17 protein-coding genes are annotated in these 17,554 nt (G+C 53.8%); 12 read left to right on the top strand and 5 right to left on the bottom strand.

The window, feature by feature from the left end:
- Positions 1-11: 11 nt before the first annotated feature.
- Positions 12-653 carry a YtjB family periplasmic protein gene (locus HV302_RS21070; protein ID WP_016151612.1) on the bottom strand — a complete coding sequence of 214 codons (642 nt, stop codon included), beginning with the start codon at positions 651-653 and terminating at the stop codon, positions 12-14.
- 115 nt (positions 654-768) lie between these two features.
- Here HV302_RS21070 and serB point away from each other — a divergent pair, with 115 nt between their 5' ends.
- From serB to nadR, 3 genes are all read left to right on the top strand, one after another.
- The gene (serB, locus tag HV302_RS21065) at positions 769-1,737 is read left to right on the top strand and encodes a phosphoserine phosphatase (protein ID WP_046275501.1); all 969 of its coding nucleotides are present in this window, start codon (positions 769-771) and stop codon (positions 1,735-1,737) included.
- 83 nt (positions 1,738-1,820) lie between these two features.
- Positions 1,821-3,203, top strand: a complete 1,383-nt coding sequence (radA, locus tag HV302_RS21060; RefSeq protein WP_053389006.1) for a DNA repair protein RadA — start codon at positions 1,821-1,823, stop codon at positions 3,201-3,203.
- A 65-nt stretch (positions 3,204-3,268) separates the two neighbouring features.
- Complete coding sequence (nadR, locus tag HV302_RS21055) at positions 3,269-4,498, top strand: multifunctional transcriptional regulator/nicotinamide-nucleotide adenylyltransferase/ribosylnicotinamide kinase NadR (protein ID WP_016151614.1); 1,230 nt, start codon at positions 3,269-3,271, stop codon at positions 4,496-4,498.
- A 99-nt stretch (positions 4,499-4,597) separates the two neighbouring features.
- Here the strand turns inward: nadR and ettA are convergent, their stop codons facing one another.
- Complete coding sequence (ettA, locus tag HV302_RS21050; RefSeq protein WP_003019019.1) at positions 4,598-6,265, bottom strand: energy-dependent translational throttle protein EttA; 1,668 nt, start codon at positions 6,263-6,265, stop codon at positions 4,598-4,600.
- Positions 6,266-6,673: 408 nt separating this feature from the next.
- Here ettA and sltY point away from each other — a divergent pair, with 408 nt between their 5' ends.
- The gene (gene sltY, locus HV302_RS21045; RefSeq protein ID WP_181626542.1) at positions 6,674-8,611 is read left to right on the top strand and encodes a murein transglycosylase; all 1,938 of its coding nucleotides are present in this window, start codon (positions 6,674-6,676) and stop codon (positions 8,609-8,611) included.
- An 89-nt stretch (positions 8,612-8,700) separates the two neighbouring features.
- Positions 8,701-9,027: a trp operon repressor gene (gene trpR, locus HV302_RS21040; protein ID WP_019078321.1), complete on the top strand. Its 327-nt coding sequence runs from the start codon at positions 8,701-8,703 to the stop codon at positions 9,025-9,027.
- A 75-nt stretch (positions 9,028-9,102) separates the two neighbouring features.
- Here the strand turns inward: trpR and yjjX are convergent, their stop codons facing one another.
- Entirely contained in the window at positions 9,103-9,618 is a 516-nt protein-coding gene (gene yjjX / locus HV302_RS21035) for an inosine/xanthosine triphosphatase (RefSeq protein ID WP_016151618.1), read from the bottom strand.
- 52 nt (positions 9,619-9,670) lie between these two features.
- Between yjjX and gpmB the strand changes: the two genes are divergently transcribed.
- Positions 9,671-10,318 (top strand): 2,3-diphosphoglycerate-dependent phosphoglycerate mutase GpmB, encoded by a 648-nt coding sequence (gene gpmB / locus HV302_RS21030; protein WP_016151619.1) that lies wholly within the window; start codon positions 9,671-9,673, stop codon positions 10,316-10,318.
- Here gpmB and robA read toward each other — a convergent pair.
- Positions 10,315-11,184: an MDR efflux pump AcrAB transcriptional activator RobA gene (gene robA, locus HV302_RS21025; RefSeq protein ID WP_003837295.1), complete on the bottom strand. Its 870-nt coding sequence runs from the start codon at positions 11,182-11,184 to the stop codon at positions 10,315-10,317. The two genes, gpmB and robA, sit on opposite strands and share 4 nt — an antisense overlap.
- A gap of 211 nt (positions 11,185-11,395) precedes the next feature.
- On the opposite strand from robA, the gene creA reads away from it, so the two are divergent.
- From creA to creD, 4 genes are read left to right on the top strand one after another with little or no spacing between them, the layout of a single operon-like run.
- Entirely contained in the window at positions 11,396-11,869 is a 474-nt protein-coding gene (gene creA / locus HV302_RS21020; protein ID WP_016151621.1) for a protein CreA, read from the top strand.
- A 12-nt stretch (positions 11,870-11,881) separates the two neighbouring features.
- Positions 11,882-12,571 (top strand): two-component system response regulator CreB, encoded by a 690-nt coding sequence (gene creB, locus HV302_RS21015; protein WP_016151622.1) that lies wholly within the window; start codon positions 11,882-11,884, stop codon positions 12,569-12,571.
- Complete coding sequence (creC, locus tag HV302_RS21010) at positions 12,571-13,995, top strand: two-component system sensor histidine kinase CreC (protein WP_094760799.1); 1,425 nt, start codon at positions 12,571-12,573, stop codon at positions 13,993-13,995. Before creB ends, creC begins: the two co-directional genes overlap by 1 nt.
- Before the next feature lie 57 nt (positions 13,996-14,052).
- Positions 14,053-15,420, top strand: a complete 1,368-nt coding sequence (gene creD, locus HV302_RS21005; protein WP_181626541.1) for a cell envelope integrity protein CreD — start codon at positions 14,053-14,055, stop codon at positions 15,418-15,420.
- 61 nt (positions 15,421-15,481) lie between these two features.
- On the opposite strand, the gene arcA is transcribed toward creD, so the two are convergent.
- Positions 15,482-16,198: a two-component system response regulator ArcA gene (arcA, locus tag HV302_RS21000; RefSeq protein ID WP_001194359.1), complete on the bottom strand. Its 717-nt coding sequence runs from the start codon at positions 16,196-16,198 to the stop codon at positions 15,482-15,484.
- Between the two features lie 95 nt (positions 16,199-16,293).
- On the opposite strand from arcA, the gene yjjY reads away from it, so the two are divergent.
- Together yjjY and HV302_RS20990 are read left to right on the top strand one after the other, a co-directional pair.
- Positions 16,294-16,434, top strand: a complete 141-nt coding sequence (yjjY, locus tag HV302_RS20995; RefSeq protein WP_042998021.1) for a protein YjjY — start codon at positions 16,294-16,296, stop codon at positions 16,432-16,434.
- 399 nt (positions 16,435-16,833) lie between these two features.
- Entirely contained in the window at positions 16,834-17,520 is a 687-nt protein-coding gene (locus HV302_RS20990) for a tRNA/rRNA methyltransferase (RefSeq protein ID WP_049268610.1), read from the top strand.
- Positions 17,521-17,554 lie beyond the last annotated feature (34 nt).

Below are 17,554 nucleotides of genomic sequence, written 5' to 3'. Positions count from 1 at the left end.
CCTTTCTGTTATTACTCTTTCTTCTCGTTATCTTCTTCCTGTACCGGTTTGTTGGCGGTCAGCAGGAAAGGGGATTGCTGCCAGCGGGTGCGCTTGCCTTGCAATAAGGTACGGGTGAGCACCACGCCAATTGCCAGTGACAGAAGCAGCATTAGGCGTAAGATGTTGGTGGTGTTATCCACCTGCTTGGCTTCGGTGGCGAGCGTGTGGGTATCCAGCGTCAGGCGTAGATAGCCCAGCGGACCATTTCTTCCCTGAATGGGCTCGACAATCTGCTGGTTAAAATAGCCCCCGGCTTTTTTGCCGTCCAACGCCAGTCGGTCTCGAACGTTGACGCTCTCACCGGTGCGTGTAATCAGGTCTCCCTGTTCATCGTAGACCCCCGCATCCAGAATACGGCTACTTTCCGTGAGCTGCGAGAGTACCGCTTTAATGCGCTTTTCATCCGGCGTTTCGGTACGCATCAGCGGGGCGACGTTCAAGGAGACCTGGCGAGCCAGCGTGCGCGCCAGCTCTTCGAGCTGCGGATTACGCTGCTGTTGGTGGCTTTGACTAAACCAGGACGCGCCCTGCATCAGAGCAACGAGCAGCGCAAGGCAGGACAATACAATCACTGCACGATGAAGTCGGAATTTCAGTTTTGTGCGAGCCATATTCCACCTGCTGAAAATTTGAGACTTAATGTTGCCAGAAGCGCTGGTTACAGGGTAGCCTCATGCGTTATTTTCCCCTGATGATTCCGACCCGAACGATTTTACAGGAGCTTTAATGCCTAACATTACCTGGTGCGATCTACCTGAAGATGTTTCTCTGTGGCCAGGTCTGCCTCTCTCTTTAAGCGGTGATGAAGTCATGCCGCTGGATTACCACGCAGGCCGCAGTGGCTGGCTGCTGTACGGTCGTGGGCTGGATAAACAACGGTTAACGCAATACCAGAGCAAACTGGGTGCGGCGATGGTGATCGTGGCGGCGTGGTGCGTTGAGGATTATCAGGTGATTCGTCTGGCGGGCTCGTTAACGCCGCGTGCGACAAAACTGGCGCATGATGCCAAACTGGATGTTGCGCCACTGGGTAAAATTCCGCATTTGCGCACGCCGGGTTTGCTGGTGATGGACATGGATTCAACGGCTATCCAGATCGAGTGTATCGATGAAATTGCCAAACTGGCGGGAACCGGCGAAATGGTTGCGGAAGTCACCGAACGCGCGATGCGCGGCGAGCTGGACTTTACCGCCAGCTTGCGCAGCCGCGTGGCGACGTTGAAGGGCGCTGATGCCAATATTTTGCACCAGGTGCGCGAAACGCTACCACTGATGCCTGGCCTGACTCAGCTGGTGTTAAAACTGGAAACGCTCGGCTGGAAAGTGGCAATTGCCTCCGGCGGTTTTACCTTCTTTGCCGATTATCTGCGTAACAAACTACGTCTGACGGCGGCTGTGGCAAACGAGCTGGAGATCATGGACGGTAAATTCACCGGCAACGTGATCGGCGATATCGTCGATGCGCAGTACAAAGCCAACACCCTGACCCGCCTGGCGCAGGAGTATGAGATCCCGATGGCGCAGACGGTGGCGATCGGCGATGGCGCCAACGATCTGCCGATGATCAAAACGGCTGGACTGGGTATAGCGTATCATGCCAAACCCAAAGTGAATGAAAAGACGGAGATTACGATCCGTCACGCTGACCTGATGGGCGTGTTCTGCATTCTCTCTGGTAGCATGAACCAGAAATGATTTAATTGCCTGATGGCAAAGTGACCGTAGGCCGGATAAGCGCCCACGCTGTCCGGTAAACGCGCTAACGAAAGAGGTAAAACGTGGCCAAAGCTCCAAAACGCGCCTTTGTTTGTAACGAATGCGGGGCCGATTACCCGCGCTGGCAAGGGCAATGCAGCGCCTGTCAGGCCTGGAACACCATTACCGAAGTACGCCTTGCCGCGTCACCAACGGTGGCGCGTAACGAGCGGCTCAGCGGCTATGCCGGGAATGCGGGCGTCGCAAAAGTGCAGAAGCTGTCTGATATCAGCCTTGAAGAGTTGCCGCGTTTTTCCACCGGATTTAAAGAGTTTGACCGCGTGCTGGGCGGCGGTGTGGTGCCCGGCAGCGCCATCCTGATTGGCGGTAACCCCGGCGCTGGGAAATCAACGCTGCTGCTGCAAACGCTGTGCAAGCTCGCTGAGCAGATGAAAACCCTGTACGTCACCGGCGAAGAGTCCTTGCAACAGGTGGCGATGCGCGCACATCGACTCGGTCTGCCGACGGCGAATCTGAACATGCTGTCGGAAACCAGTATCGAACAAATTTGCCTGATTGCCGAAGAAGAACAGCCGAGGCTGATGGTTATCGACTCCATTCAGGTGATGCACATGGCGGACATTCAGTCTTCGCCGGGCAGCGTGGCACAGGTGCGCGAAACCGCGGCTTACCTGACCCGCTTTGCCAAAACGCGCGGCGTGGCGATTGTCATGGTCGGCCACGTCACCAAAGACGGCTCCCTGGCCGGTCCAAAGGTGCTGGAGCACTGTATTGACTGCTCGGTGCTGCTCGACGGCGACGCCGATTCTCGTTTCCGTACTCTGCGTAGCCATAAAAACCGCTTTGGCGCGGTGAATGAGCTGGGCGTCTTTGCCATGACCGAACAGGGGCTGCGTGAAGTTAGCAACCCTTCCGCTATCTTCTTAAGCCGTGGCGATGAAGTCACCTCCGGCAGTTCGGTGATGGTGGTCTGGGAAGGCACGCGCCCGTTGCTGGTGGAGATTCAGGCGCTGGTCGACCATTCGATGATGGCGAATCCGCGTCGTGTGGCGGTCGGTCTGGAGCAGAACCGTCTGGCGATTCTGCTGGCCGTGCTGCATCGTCACGGCGGCTTGCAGATGGCGGATCAGGACGTGTTCGTCAACGTGGTTGGCGGCGTGAAGGTTACCGAAACCAGCGCCGATCTGGCACTGCTACTGGCAATGGTTTCCAGCCTGCGCGACCGACCGCTGCCGCAGGACTTAGTGGTCTTTGGCGAAGTGGGACTGGCGGGCGAAATCCGTCCGGTACCCAGCGGCCAGGAGCGTATTTCCGAAGCGGCGAAGCACGGCTTTCGTCGGGCGATTGTTCCTGCCGCCAACGTGCCGAAAAAAGTGCCGGAAGGGATGCAGGTCTTTGGCGTTAAGAAGCTTACGGATGCTTTAAGCGTGTTTGACGACCTATAATAAAATACCCGCCGTCTTTCCGGCGGTATTGGGTATTACGTTTATTTTTACAGCAGGAGGCTCTTGTGTCATTTGATTATCTGAAAACTGCCATTAAGCAAAAGGGCTGTACCCTGCAACAGGTGGCAGATGCCAGTGGCATGACCAAGGGATATTTAAGTCAACTGCTGAATGCCAAAATTAAAAGTCCCAGCGCGCAAAAGCTGGAGGCGTTGCACCGGTTTCTCGGGCTGGAGTTTCCGCGCCAGCAGAAGAATATCGGTGTGGTATTCGGTAAGTTTTATCCGCTGCATACCGGCCATATCTATCTTATCCAGCGCGCGTGTAGTCAGGTCGATGAACTGCATATCATCATGGGGTATGACGACACGCGCGATCGCAGCCTGTTTGAAGACAGCGCTATGTCGCAACAGCCCACGGTGCCCGATCGTCTACGCTGGCTGCTGCAAACCTTTAAGTATCAGAAAAATATCCGTATTCACGCCTTCAACGAAGAGGGTATGGAGCCGTATCCACACGGTTGGGATGTGTGGAGCAACGGGATCAAAACGTTTATGCAGGAGAAAGGGATCCAGCCTAACTGGATTTACACCTCTGAAGAGTCAGATGCCCCGCAGTATCTGGAACATCTGGGGATCGAAACCGTGCTGGTGGATCCCAAACGAACGTTTATGAACATCAGCGGCGGGCAAATCCGTGAGAACCCGTTTCGCTACTGGGAGTATATTCCTACAGAAGTGAAGCCGTTTTTCGTGCGCACCGTGGCGATCCTCGGCGGAGAGTCGAGCGGAAAATCGACGCTGGTGAACAAGCTCGCCAATATCTTTAACACTACCAGTGCGTGGGAATATGGGCGTGATTACGTCTTCTCCCATTTGGGCGGTGATGAGATGGCGTTGCAGTATTCCGACTACGATAAAATCGCCCTGGGACAAGCCCAATACATTGATTTTGCTGTCAAGTATGCCAATAAAGTGGCGTTTATCGACACCGATTTCGTTACCACTCAGGCTTTCTGCAAAAAGTATGAAGGGCGTGAACACCCGTTTGTGCAGGCCCTGATTGACGAGTATCGCTTTGACCTGGTGATCCTGCTGGAGAATAACACTCCATGGGTGGCAGATGGCTTACGCAGTCTCGGCAGTTCGGTTGACAGAAAAGCGTTTCAGTCGCTGCTGGTCGAGATGCTGCAGGAAAACAATATCAATTTTGTGCACGTTCAGGAGCCCGACTATGACGGTCGATTTCTGCGCTGCGTGGAGTTGGTGAAAGAGTTGATGGGCGAGCAGAGATAGCGTAAATGCCGGATGGCGTTGCGCTTATCCGGCCTACAAGTCGCACTAACCTCGTAGGCCGGATGAGGCGTAACGCCGCCATCCGGCGCTTAACGGTAATTACTTCGAAATACGCTTGTACTTAATACGCTTCGGCTCCAGCGCATCTGCGCCCAGCGTGCGTTTCTTGTACTCTTCGTATTCGGTAAAGTTACCTTCGAAGAACTCAACCTTACCTTCATCCTGGTAATCCAGAATGTGGGTCGCGATACGGTCGAGGAACCAACGGTCGTGCGAGATGACCATCGCACAGCCCGGGAACTCCAGCAGGGCGTTTTCCAGCGCGCGCAGGGTTTCGATATCCAGGTCGTTGGTTGGTTCATCAAGCAGCAGCATGTTGCCGCCAACCTGCAGCAGCTTCGCCAGGTGCAGACGACCGCGCTCACCGCCGGAGAGTTCGCCTACGCGTTTACCCTGATCAACACCTTTAAAGTTGAAGCGGCCTACGTAGGCGCGGCTTGGCATCTCGGTGTTGCCGATCTTCATGATATCCAGCCCGCCGGAAACTTCTTCCCACACGGTTTTGCTGTTGTCCATGGCGTCACGGAACTGGTCAACGGAGGCCAGCTTGACGGTTTCACCCAGTGTGATGGTGCCGCTGTCTGGCTGTTCCTGACCGGACATCATACGGAACAGGGTAGATTTACCCGCGCCGTTCGGACCGATGATGCCGACGATGGCGCCTTTCGGTACGGAGAAGCTCAGGTCGTCAATCAGAACGCGATCGCCGTAGGATTTACGCAGATTGGTGACTTCAACGACTTTATCACCCAGACGTGCTCCAGGTGGGATAAACAGTTCGTTGGTTTCGTTACGCTTCTGGTATTCGGTGTTGTTCAGCTCTTCAAAACGTGCCAGACGGGCTTTACCCTTAGACTGACGGCCTTTAGCGCCCTGACGCACCCACTCCAGCTCTTTCTCAATGGATTTACGGCGAGCCGCTTCCTGAGACGCTTCCTGCGCCAGACGCTGATCTTTCTGCTCCAGCCAGGAGGAGTAGTTGCCTTCCCATGGAATACCTTCGCCGCGGTCAAGCTCCAGAATCCAGCCCGCAACGTTGTCGAGGAAGTAACGGTCGTGGGTAATCGCCACCACGGTACCTTCGAAGTCGTGCAGGAAGCGTTCCAGCCACGCAACGGATTCGGCGTCCAGGTGGTTAGTCGGCTCGTCGAGCAGCAGCATGTCTGGTTTTTCCAGCAGCAGGCGGCACAGCGCGACGCGGCGGCGTTCACCACCGGAGAGGTTCTCAATTTTAGCGTCCCAGTCCGGCAGACGCAGGGCGTCAGCGGCACGCTCAAGCTGCACGTTAAGGTTATGACCGTCGTGTGCCTGAATGATCTCTTCAAACTTGCCCTGTTGCGCAGCGAGTTTATCGAAGTCGGCGTCCGGCTCGGCGTACTTTGCGTACACTTCATCCAGACCTTTCAGCGCGTTAACCACTTCGGCAACCGCTTCTTCCACGGATTCACGAACAGTATGTTCCGGGTTCAGTTTTGGTTCCTGCGGCAGGTAACCGATTTTAATGCCAGGCTGTGGGCGAGCTTCACCTTCGATATCGGTATCAATGCCGGCCATGATGCGCAGCAGGGTTGATTTACCCGCGCCGTTCAGACCAAGTACACCGATTTTGGCGCCAGGGAAGAAGCTCAGTGAGATGTTTTTAAGAATATGACGTTTCGGCGGAACGACTTTGCCGACACGATGCATGGTATAAACAAATTGGGCCACGTTGGACTCGCCTCTTTATTTATCCCGTCATACTTCAAGCCGCAGATGCGTTGGCTGTGAGTTACTCGGCTCATCCATGAGCCTCGCCCTTGCGGGCCGCTGCTCCGCAGCGTTCAAATCTGTTCCTGACAGATTTGTCGTTCCCCCCAGTCACGCACTATGTACGCTCAGGGGATTTACTCCCTCGCCGCCTTGCTGCAACTTGAATTATTTAGGGCTAATTATTGGTAAATAGTTATCAAAGGCGAAGTGTAGCCTTTTTCATTGCCCAATCCCAGCCAGCAGATCTCACTCGCAACAAAAGTAAAAAAGTGTCCGTGACGTGGCGCATTCTGCAATGTCTGGTTAGCATGAACTAATTAAGCGGCATGATGCTGCACAGACGTAACATGAGAAGAGGAAGAGCTTGTGGACAAAGCCAATCAATTTACCTGGCGCCTGCTGGCGGCCAGCGTATGTCTGCTGACGGTCAGTCAAGTGGCGCGAGCCGATTCCCTGGATGAGCAGCGCAGTCGCTATGCGCAAATTAAACAGGCCTGGGATAACCGACAGATGGATGTCGTAGAGCAGATGATGCCCGGCCTGAAGAATTATCCTCTGTATCCTTATCTGGAATATCGTCAGATTACTGACGATCTGATGAATCAGCCCACCATTACCGTTACCAATTTTGTGCGCGCCAACCCGACGCTGCCCCCCGCGCGTACTCTGCAATCACGTTTCGTGAATGAACTGGCGCGACGGGAGGACTGGCGTGGACTACTGGCGTTCAGCCCAGAAAAACCGGGTACCACGGAAGCGCAATGCAACTATTACTTTGCGAAATGGAGCACCGGGCAAACCGAAGAGGCCTGGCAGGGCGCGAAAGAACTGTGGTTGAGCGGGAAAAGCCAGCCGAACGCCTGTGACAAATTATTCGGCGTATGGCGCGCCTCAGGAACTCAGGATCCGCTGGCGTATCTGGAGCGTATTCGTCTGGCGATGAAAGCCGGGAATACCGGTCTGGTCACGGCGTTGGCTGGACAAATGCCCGCGCAATACCAAACTATCGCTTCGGCGATCATCGCGCTGGCCAACGATCCGAATTCGGTGATGACCTTTGCACGCACCACTGGCGCGACGGATTTCACCCGACAGATGGCGGCGGTGGCTTTTTCCAGCGTGGCGCGTCAGGATGCGGAAAACGCCCGCCTGATGATCCCGTCTCTGGCGCAGGCGCAACAGCTGAATGACGAGCAAACCCAGGAGCTGCGCGACATCGTCGCCTGGCGTCTGATGGGCAATGACGTTACCGATGAGCAGGCCAAATGGCGCGATGACGCCATTATGCGCTCGAATTCCACCTCGCTTGTGGAGCGACGTGTACGCATGGCGCTGGGAACCGGCGATCGTCGTGGTCTGAATACCTGGCTGGCGCGTCTGCCAATGGAAGCAAAAGAGAAAGATGAGTGGCGTTACTGGCAGGCGGATCTGCTGCTTGAGCGCGGGCGCGAGGCGGAAGCCAAAGAGATCCTGCACCAGCTCATGCAGCAGCGCGGTTTCTATCCGATGGTGGCGGCACAGCGTCTGGGTGAAGAGTACGAGCTGAAAGTGGATAAAGCCCCGGCAAACGTTGACTCTGCGCTGACTCAGGGACCGGAAATGGCACGTGTGCGCGAGCTAATGTACTGGAACCTGGACAATACCGCGCGCAGTGAATGGGCGAATCTGGTCACCAGTCGCACGAAGTCTGAGCAGGCTCAGCTGGCGCGTTATGCGTTCAACAATCACTGGTGGGATCTGAGCGTACAAGCGACGATCGCCGGTAAGCTGTGGGATCATCTGGAAGAGCGTTTCCCACTGGCCTACAAGGATCTGTTTACACGCTACACCAGCGGCAAGGATATTCCGCCAAGCTATGCGATGGCGATAGCGCGTCAGGAAAGCGCCTGGAACCCGAAAGTAAAATCGCCAGTTGGTGCCAGCGGGCTGATGCAGATTATGCCGGGCACGGCGACGCATACGGTGAAAATGTTCTCGATTCCAGGTTACAGCAGCCCGAGCCAACTACTGGATCCTGATACCAACATCAACATTGGTACCAGCTATTTACAGTATGTCTATCAGCAATTCGGTAATAACCGCATTTTCGCGTCGGCGGCCTATAACGCCGGACCGGGGCGCGTTCGCACCTGGCTTAGCAATAGCGCGGGTCGTATTGATGCTGTCGCGTTTGTCGAAAGCATTCCATTCTCTGAGACGCGTGGCTACGTGAAGAACGTGCTGGCTTACGATGCGTACTATCGCTATTTCCTCGGTGATAAGCCGGAGTTGATGAGCGACGCAGAATGGCAACGTCGTTACTGATCGTGTCGGTTGTGTTATGCTATCGTACTCGTTAAAGAGTACAAAAGGGGGAGGCAAGCACGCTTCCCCCGCAACGATGGCGATAACTTATGACTCAGCAATCACCCTATTCGGCAGAGATGGCAGAACAGCGTCACCAGGAGTGGTTACGTTTTGTCGATCTACTTAAACACGCCTATGAACAAGACTTACACCTGCCCCTGCTCAATTTGATGTTAACGCCGGATGAGCGCGAAGCGCTGGGCACGCGCGTGCGTATCATTGAAGAGCTGCTGCGCGGCGAGATGAGTCAGCGCGAGCTTAAAAACGAGCTCGGGGCGGGGATCGCCACCATTACACGGGGGTCGAACAGCCTCAAATCTGCACCGGTGGATCTGCGTCATTGGCTGGAGCAGGTGCTGCTAAAAAATGCCTGATGGCGCTTCGCTTTCAGGCCTAAGTATGTGGCGCGGTTGTGGCCGGATAAGGCGAAGCCGCCATCCGGCACAACGCTATAAATACACTGCGTTATGAAATGGGCTGAGCGCCAGAATCACCGCCTGGTGGTATACGCTTGAGCGCGTCAGCTTGCCCGCGGTAAAGACGCCGATTGCGCCCTCTTTACGGCCAATCTCATCAATACCCGTGTAGTCCGACATCACCGGACCGAGCGCTTCGCCCTGACGGACTCTGTCGAGAATGACAGCAGGCAATGGCAGCGTGGCTGAACGGGCTTCGCCGCGCTGGACGCCATTATCAATCACCACCCAACTGAAGGTCGCATCGTCGTCAATTCCCGCTTCAATAGCGACCCAGAAATCAGCCTGCGGGTGCAGACGGCGCGCATTATCAACGCGATTTCGTGCGCCAGTGCGCGTTTCCTGGTTTCCGAAAGGTTGTTCCGGCACGCCACTCTCGACGGCGACGGGTTCAATATGGCAGGATCCTTCCCCGAAAATCTCTTCAAATGCCCGCAGAATTGCCTGAATTTTGGCAGGATTGGTGGTCGCAGAGATAACCTTGTGCATAATTAAGCTCAGTTTGAAAATTCATCGCATCGCAGTATAACGGAAAAAAAGCATGTTACAGGTATACCTTGTTCGCCATGGCGAAACGCAGTGGAACGCCGAGCGACGTATTCAAGGCCAGTCAGACAGCCCACTGACCGCTAAAGGTGAACAGCAAGCCATGCAGGTGGGCGAACGCGCCCGCACGTTTGGTATTACGCATGTCATCAGTAGCGATTTAGGTCGTACACGACGCACCGCAGAAATCATCGCCCAGGCCTGTGGCTGTGATATCACCTATGACTCACGTTTGCGCGAGCTGAATATGGGCGTGCTGGAGCAACGCCATATCGATACGCTGACGTCGGAAGAAGAGGGCTGGCGTCGCCAGTTGGTGAACGGTACGGTGGAGGGGCGTATTCCGGAAGGGGAATCGATGCAGGAACTGAGCGATCGCGTCCACGCGGCGCTGGCATCCTGTCTGGAGTTGCCGCCGGGGAGTCGTCCGCTGCTGGTCAGTCACGGTATTGCACTGGGTTGCCTGGTGAGTACGATTCTGGGATTACCGGCATGGGCTGAACGTCGCCTGCGTCTGCGCAACTGTTCTATTTCTCGCGTCGATTACCAGGAAAGTTTGTGGCTGGCGCCGGGATGGGTAGTTGAAACGGCAGGGGACATCTCACATCTGGACGCCCCTGCGTTAGACGAACTGCAGCGCTAGCGGCGAATCGGAATCAGGAATTCGCAGCGCAGGTTGATCGGGCGATCTCCCGCTTTGGCATCTTCTGCCGGGTAGTATCGCTCGATATCCTGCCCTTTACGGCGCGTCAGGTTCAGCATTGGCATGCATGTGCCATAAACCGTCAGGATAAACTCCTGTACGCCGGTCCCCAGCCCTTCATAGGTAAACATCACATACTCGCCGCCCTGTAGCAGGATAGGCTGTGCCGACGGCACATAACCATTGGCCTGTTCCGGCGTCAGTGCTGTGGTGTAAAACACTTCCTGCTCATCATCTTTTTCAATGCTCGGACGCGTTTCGTTCAGCCCGTACAGCACCGGTGGGATCGCAGGAGCCTGGCTAAGGAAGTCGCGCCAGAACTGAATTCGCATTTCATGACGGAAATCTGAAATCTGCTCCAGCGAGCAGGAATAGCTTTGCGTGGTGCCAAGCAGTTGCGTATCTTCCAGCGTGACAAACTCGTGCGCAGGCATGGCAAATTCACCCAGTCGCATAGGCGGGCGAATACCAAACGCGCTCCATTCCGGCGAACGGCGATACAGCGCAGGCGTCTGGGAAAACTGTTTCTTGAACGCGCGGGTAAAGGTTTGTTGAGAGTCAAAGCGATATTGCAGCGCAATATCCAGAATTGGGCGTGCAGTCAGGCGCAGCGCCACTGCGGATTTCGATAAACGACGGGCGCGGATATAGGCGCCAATAGCATGGCCCGTCACGTCCTTAAACATTCTCTGCAGGTGCCACTTGGAATAGCCTGCTTTTGCCGCCACATTGTCAAGCGACAAAGGCTGATCCAGATGACCTTCCAGCCAGATTAATAGGTCGCGAATAATGCCAGCCTGATCCATAAAATATCCTCATCCTTTCAACAACGAGTACCTGACGTCAGGTATGAGGATAATAGCATTTTTTGCTGTTTTAGCATTCAGTGTTTTTTTTGCTCATAAATGCTTTTTTCGATCATTCGAAAGCGTGATTATTGTAATCCTGTGATCTGTATACGTTTTATCTTAGAATGTCGAATAATTACACAGAGTAACTTTTAAAAATGGTAACAATATGAAATATAAGAGCTTAATCATTTCCTCAATTCTGCTGATGTTAGCGCAGGTCGCCCATGCGGAGCAGATTGGATCTGTCGATACGGTGTTCAAAATGTTTGGGCCGGATCATAAAATTGTGGTCGAAGCGTTTGACGATCCAGATGTTACCAACGTGACCTGCTACGTGAGCCGGGCGAAGACCGGCGGCATCAAAGGTGGGCTGGGGCTGGCGGAAGATACCTCCGATGCCGCCATTTCCTGTCAGCAGGTGGGGCCGGTAGAACTGAGCGACAGAATCAAGAACGGCAAAGCGCAGGGCGAAGTGGTATTTAAAAAACGTACCTCGCTGGTGTTTAAATCCTTACAGGTCGTGCGTTTTTACGACGCGAAACGTAATGCCCTGGCCTATCTTGCCTATTCAGATAAAGTGGTCGATGGATCGCCCAAAAATGCCATCAGCGCGGTGCCCATCATGCCGTGGCGGGAATAACAAGGAAGCAAAATGCAACAACCGTTGATCTGGTTGGTTGAGGATGAGCAGGGCATCGCCGATACGCTCATCTACATGCTGCAGCAGGAAGGTTTTAGCGTGGAAGCGTTTGAGCGCGGGTTACCTGCGCTGGAGAAATCTCGCCAGCGTTGTCCTGATGCAATTATTCTGGATGTCGGACTACCAGATATCAGCGGTTTTGAACTGTGTCGACGCCTGCTGGAGCGGCATCCAGCGTTGCCGATCCTGTTTCTGACCGCGCGTAGCGATGAGGTGGATCGCCTGCTGGGGCTGGAAATTGGCGCGGATGACTATGTTGCCAAGCCTTTCTCACCGCGCGAGGTGTGCGCCCGCGTGCGTACGCTGCTGCGGCGGGTGCAGAAATTCTCTGCTCCTTCATCGACGACGCGTTGCGGCGATTTTGAACTTAATGAGCTGGCCGCGCAGATTACCTGGTTCGGCAAGCCGTTAAACCTGACGCGCTATGAATTTCTGTTGCTGAAAACGCTGCTGTTGTCGCCGGGGCGCATTTACTCACGCCAGCAGTTGATGGATTTAGTCTGGGCCGATGCACAGGACACCTTTGACAGAACGGTCGATACCCACATTAAAACGCTGCGCGCCAAGCTGCGGGCTATCAACCCTGAGCTTTCCCCCATCAATACGCATCGCGGTATGGGATATAGCCTGAGGAGCGTCTGATGCGCATTGGCATGCGTTTGTTGCTCGGCTATTTTCTGATTGTTGCCGTCGCCGCCTGGTTCGTTTTGTCGATCTTTGTACAGGAAATTAAACCAGGCGTCCGCCGGGCAACCGAAGGCACTTTGATTGATACCGCCACGCTGCTAGCTGCGCTGGCGCGCGATGACTTGCTCTCTGACTCTCCCGCCAACGGCAAGCTGGCGCAGGCATTTTCGCAACTGCATAACCGCCCATTCAGCGCCAATATCAGCGGCATTAACAAAGTCCGTAATGAATACCATGTCTACATGACGGACGCGCAGGGTAAAGTGTTGTTTGATTCCGCAAACCAGGCTGTCGGTCAGGACTATTCTCGCTGGAACGACGTGTGGTTAACCCTGCGTGGGCAATATGGCGCCCGCAGTACGCCGCAAAACCCGAACGATCCGGAAAGTTCAGTGATGTACGTGGCCGCGCCGATCGTAGACGGCGGACGTATTATCGGAGTGCTTAGCGTCGGTAAACCGAATGCGGCGATGGCGCCGGTGATTAAACGCAGTGAACGGCGGATGCTGTGGGCCAGCGCCGTATTGCTGGGCATTGCCTTAGTGATTGGCATCGGGATGGTATGGTGGATAAACCGCTCCATCGCCCGGCTGGCGCGCTATGCCGACTCCGTTACCGAGAATCGCCCCGTCCCACTGCCTGATTTAGGTAGCAGCGAGCTACGTAAACTGGCGCAGGCGCTGGAAAGTATGCGACTGAAGCTGGAGGGCAAAAACTACATTGAGCAGTATGTTTATGCGTTAACGCATGAACTGAAAAGTCCGCTGGCGGCCATTCGCGGCGCGGCTGAGATTTTGCGCGAAGGTCCGCCGCCGAACGTGGTTGCGCGCTTTACCGATAATATCCTGACGCAAAATGCGCGCATGCAGGCGCTGGTCGAAACCCTGTTACGCCAGGCGCGGCTGGAGAATCGACAGGACATTACGTTGACGCCAGTGGCGGTAGATGCGCTGTTTGCTCAGCTCAAAGAGGCGCGTAGCGTGCAACTGGCGGCAAAAAACATCACGCTTACCATTATGCCTTCATCGCTTAGCGTCGCCGCCGATCCTGCGTTACTGGAGCAGGCAGTGGGGAATTTGCTCGACAACGCTATCGACTTTACGCCACAGGACGGGACGATTACGCTGAGCGCGCATCAGCAGGATGAACTGGTCACGTTGCAGATAATCGACAGCGGCAGCGGGATCCCCGACTTCGCGTTGCCGCGTATTTTTGAGCGTTTCTATTCGCTGCCCCGTGAAAATGGGCATAAGAGCAGCGGTTTAGGGCTGGCGTTTGTCAGTGAGGTTGCGCGACTGCACGAGGGGACGGTGACATTGTGCAACCGACCACAAGGCGGCGCACAGGCCTCGTTTACGCTTCACGCTCACTTCACATAACTTCAAATTCTCCGCACATAGCTGTTCTACCTTGCTGATATTGCAAAGGAGAACGCTATGTTTAAATCACCCCTGTTTTGGAAAATAGTCACCTTAGGTGGCGCAATACTGCTGCTGTTAATTCCGCTGACGATGGTCAGGCAGATCATCGTGGAGCGATCGGATTACCGCGATGAAGTCGAAGATGCTATCCGACAGAGCACCAGCGGGCCGCAAAAGATGGTAGGACCGCTGATAGCCATTCCGGTAACGGAAATTTACACCTCACTGGAGGATGGCAAAGAAATCCAGCGTAAGCGTAGCTATATCCATTTCTGGCTGCCGGAGTCGTTGGTAGTTGAGGGGAATCAGAACGTTGAAGCGCGTAAAATCGGTATTTATGAGGGCCTGGTCTGGCACAATGATGTTTCGGTGAAGGCTGAGTTTAACGCCGAACGGTTGAGTGATTTAAATCATCCAAATATCAGCATCGGCAAACCGTTTATTGTGGTTGGTGTGGGGGACGCGCGCGGGATTGGCGTGGTAAAAGCGCCGCAGGTCAATGGAACGTCGCTGGCCGTTGAGCCTGGGACGGGGCTGGATGGACGTGCGCAGGGGATCCACATTCCGCTACCCGATGCGAGCTGGGCTGAGCAAAATCTGAGCATGGCGTTGTCGCTTAATTTGAGCGGAACCGGCGATTTCTCCGTCGTTCCGGTTGGGCGTAACAGTGAAATGACCTTAACCAGCAACTGGCCGCATCCCAACTTTCTTGGGGACTTTCTCCCGGCTAAGCGCGAAATTAGCGAATCAGGATTCAAGGCTCAGTGGCAAAGCAGCTGGTTTGCGAACAACCTCGGCGAGCGCTTTAACGACGAAAAGATTGGTTGGCTGGGCATGCCAGCGTTTAGCGTCGCCGTCGCCACGCCTGCAGATCAGTATCAGTTAACGGACAGGGCAACAAAGTATGCCATCCTGCTGATTGTGCTGACCTTTATGTCTTTCTTCGTCCTTGAAAGTATGACCAATCTGCGCTTGCACCCGATGCAGTATCTGCTGGTGGGGCTATCGCTGGTAATGTTTTATCTGCTGCTGCTGGCACTGTCGGAACACATCGGTTTTACGGCGGCGTGGATAACGGCAAGTCTGGTGGGGGCGTTGATGAACGGTGTGTATCTGCAGGCGATATTGCAGGGCTGGCGGAACAGTATTTTGTTCACCGTGGCGCTGCTGGGGCTGGATGGTGTGATGTGGGTGCTGCTACGTTCACAGGATAGCTCTTTACTGCTGGGAACCGGCGTGCTGTTGTTCGCGCTTTGTGGGGTCATGTTCCTGACGCGTCATCTTGACTGGCACTCGCTGGCACAGCCAAAAGCAAAGCCAAAATCTACAGAACTTCCAGAGCTTCAGCCTGCGCAGAGCGACGAATTTCGCTTGTGGAAATAGGGCTGTAGGGGAAATGAAAAACGGCGCATAAAGCGCCGTTTTTATACCAGTGAGGATTGAATTAATCCTGCAGGTCGCCGCAGAAACGGTAGCCTTCACCGTGAATGGTGGCGATGATTTCTGGCGTATCCGGCGTTGATTCGAAATGCTTACGAATGCGGCGGATCGTCACGTCAACGGTACGGTCATGCGGCTTCAGTTCGCGACCGGTCATTTTTTTCAACAGTTCTGCGCGAGACTGGATTTTGCCCGGATTCTCACAGAAGTGAAGCATGGCGCGGAATTCGCTGCGTGGCAGTTTATACTGCTCACCGTCAGGACCAATCAGAGAGCGGCTGTTGATGTCCAGCTCCCAGCCATTGAACTTGTAGCTTTCGACGCTACGGCGTTCTTCGCTGACAGTACCCAGGTTCATGGTACGGGACAGCAGGTTACGAGCACGGATAGTCAGTTCGCGCGGGTTAAACGGCTTGGTGATGTAATCGTCTGCGCCGATTTCGAGGCCGAGAATTTTATCGACTTCGTTATCACGGCCCGTCAGGAACATCAGCGCAACGTTAGCTTGTTCGCGAAGTTCGCGCGCTAACAGCAGGCCATTTTTCCCAGGCAGATTGATATCCATAATCACAAGGTTGATATCATATTCAGAGAGAATCTGATGCATTTCCGCGCCATCTGTCGCTTCGAATACATCATAGCCTTCTGCTTCGAAAATGCTTTTCAACGTGTTGCGTGTTACTAACTCGTCTTCAACGATAAGAATGTGCGGGGTCTGCATGTTTGCTACCTAAATTGCCAACTAAATCGAAACAGGAAGTACAAAAGTCCCTGACCTGCCTGATGCATGCCGTAAATTAACATGATCGGCGTAACATGACTAAAGTACGTAATTGCGTTCTTGATGCACTTTCCATCAACGTCAACAACATCATTAGCTTGGTCGTGGGTAGTTTCCCTCTGGACCCGACAGTGTCAAAAACGGCTGTCATCCTAACCATTTTAACAGCAACATAACAGGCTAAGACATGCCGGACACCCAATAAAACTACGCTTCGTTGACATATATCAAGTTCAATTGTAGCACGTTAACAGTTTGATGAAATCAACGTATCCAAATGTTTGCTTTCATCACAAAATTGCAATATTACAACTAGTTGCACGAGCAAATTAATAAATGTAATGAATCCAACCAGTGCGATCCATTTTAAATTAAATTATCATGGATAAACAGAGGGATATGCAACTTTTGTTAACATAAAAAGCAATAGTACACCCGGGAAATAGTTTAGCATTTTTTAATGGATGCGAAATGCTTTTTCAGTGATTTCTGTTAAAAATATGTAAATTCGCACTGCGTAATATGTTGAAGCACGTCACATTATTCCTTGCAGACTGGCCAAAAAGAGTATCGAAATGCGTTTAACAATTATTCTGGTTGCCCCCGCCAGAGCGGAAAATATTGGTGCGGCTGCCCGCGCTATGAAGACCATGGGGTTCACCCAATTACGCATCGTTGACAGCGAAGCCCACCTGGAACCCGCCACGCGATGGGTCGCGCATGGTTCTGGCGATATTATTGATAATATTAGCGTTTTTTCAACGTTGGCGGAGGCGCTGCATGACGTAGATTTTACCGTCGCGACCACTGCGCGTAGTCGGGCGAAGTTCCATTACTACGCTATGCCGGTCGAACTGGTTCCTCTGCTGCAGGAAAAATCAACGTGGATGGATCATGCCGCGCTGGTTTTTGGTCGTGAAGATTCAGGGCTGACCAACGAAGAATTGGCCCTGGCGGATGTACTCACCGGTGTACCTATGGTGGCTGACTATCCTTCACTCAATTTGGGGCAGGCGGTGATGGTGTATTGCTATCAATTAGCAGGTTTAATACAACAACCCGTCAAAAACATTGAGGTGACGGATGAGCTTCAGCTACAGGCATTGCGCGCGCGCGTTTTGCGTTTATTAGCCACGCTGAACGTTTCTGACGACATCAAGTTGACGGACTGGCTGCAACAGCGAATGGGTCTGTTAGGGCAGCGAGATACGGCAATGTTGCACCGTTTTTTACATGATATAGAAAAAAGCATCACGAAATAAAGTATCGAACTGTTTTTACTGTGTGGTGTTTTAT

Source organism: Citrobacter sp. RHBSTW-00859 (assembly GCF_013729795.1).
In the GTDB taxonomy this organism is placed as follows: Bacteria; Pseudomonadota; Gammaproteobacteria; order Enterobacterales; family Enterobacteriaceae; genus Citrobacter; species Citrobacter braakii.
The sequence above is the reverse complement of the archived record's forward strand: the minus strand, read 5'-3'. Positions and strand labels throughout refer to the sequence as shown.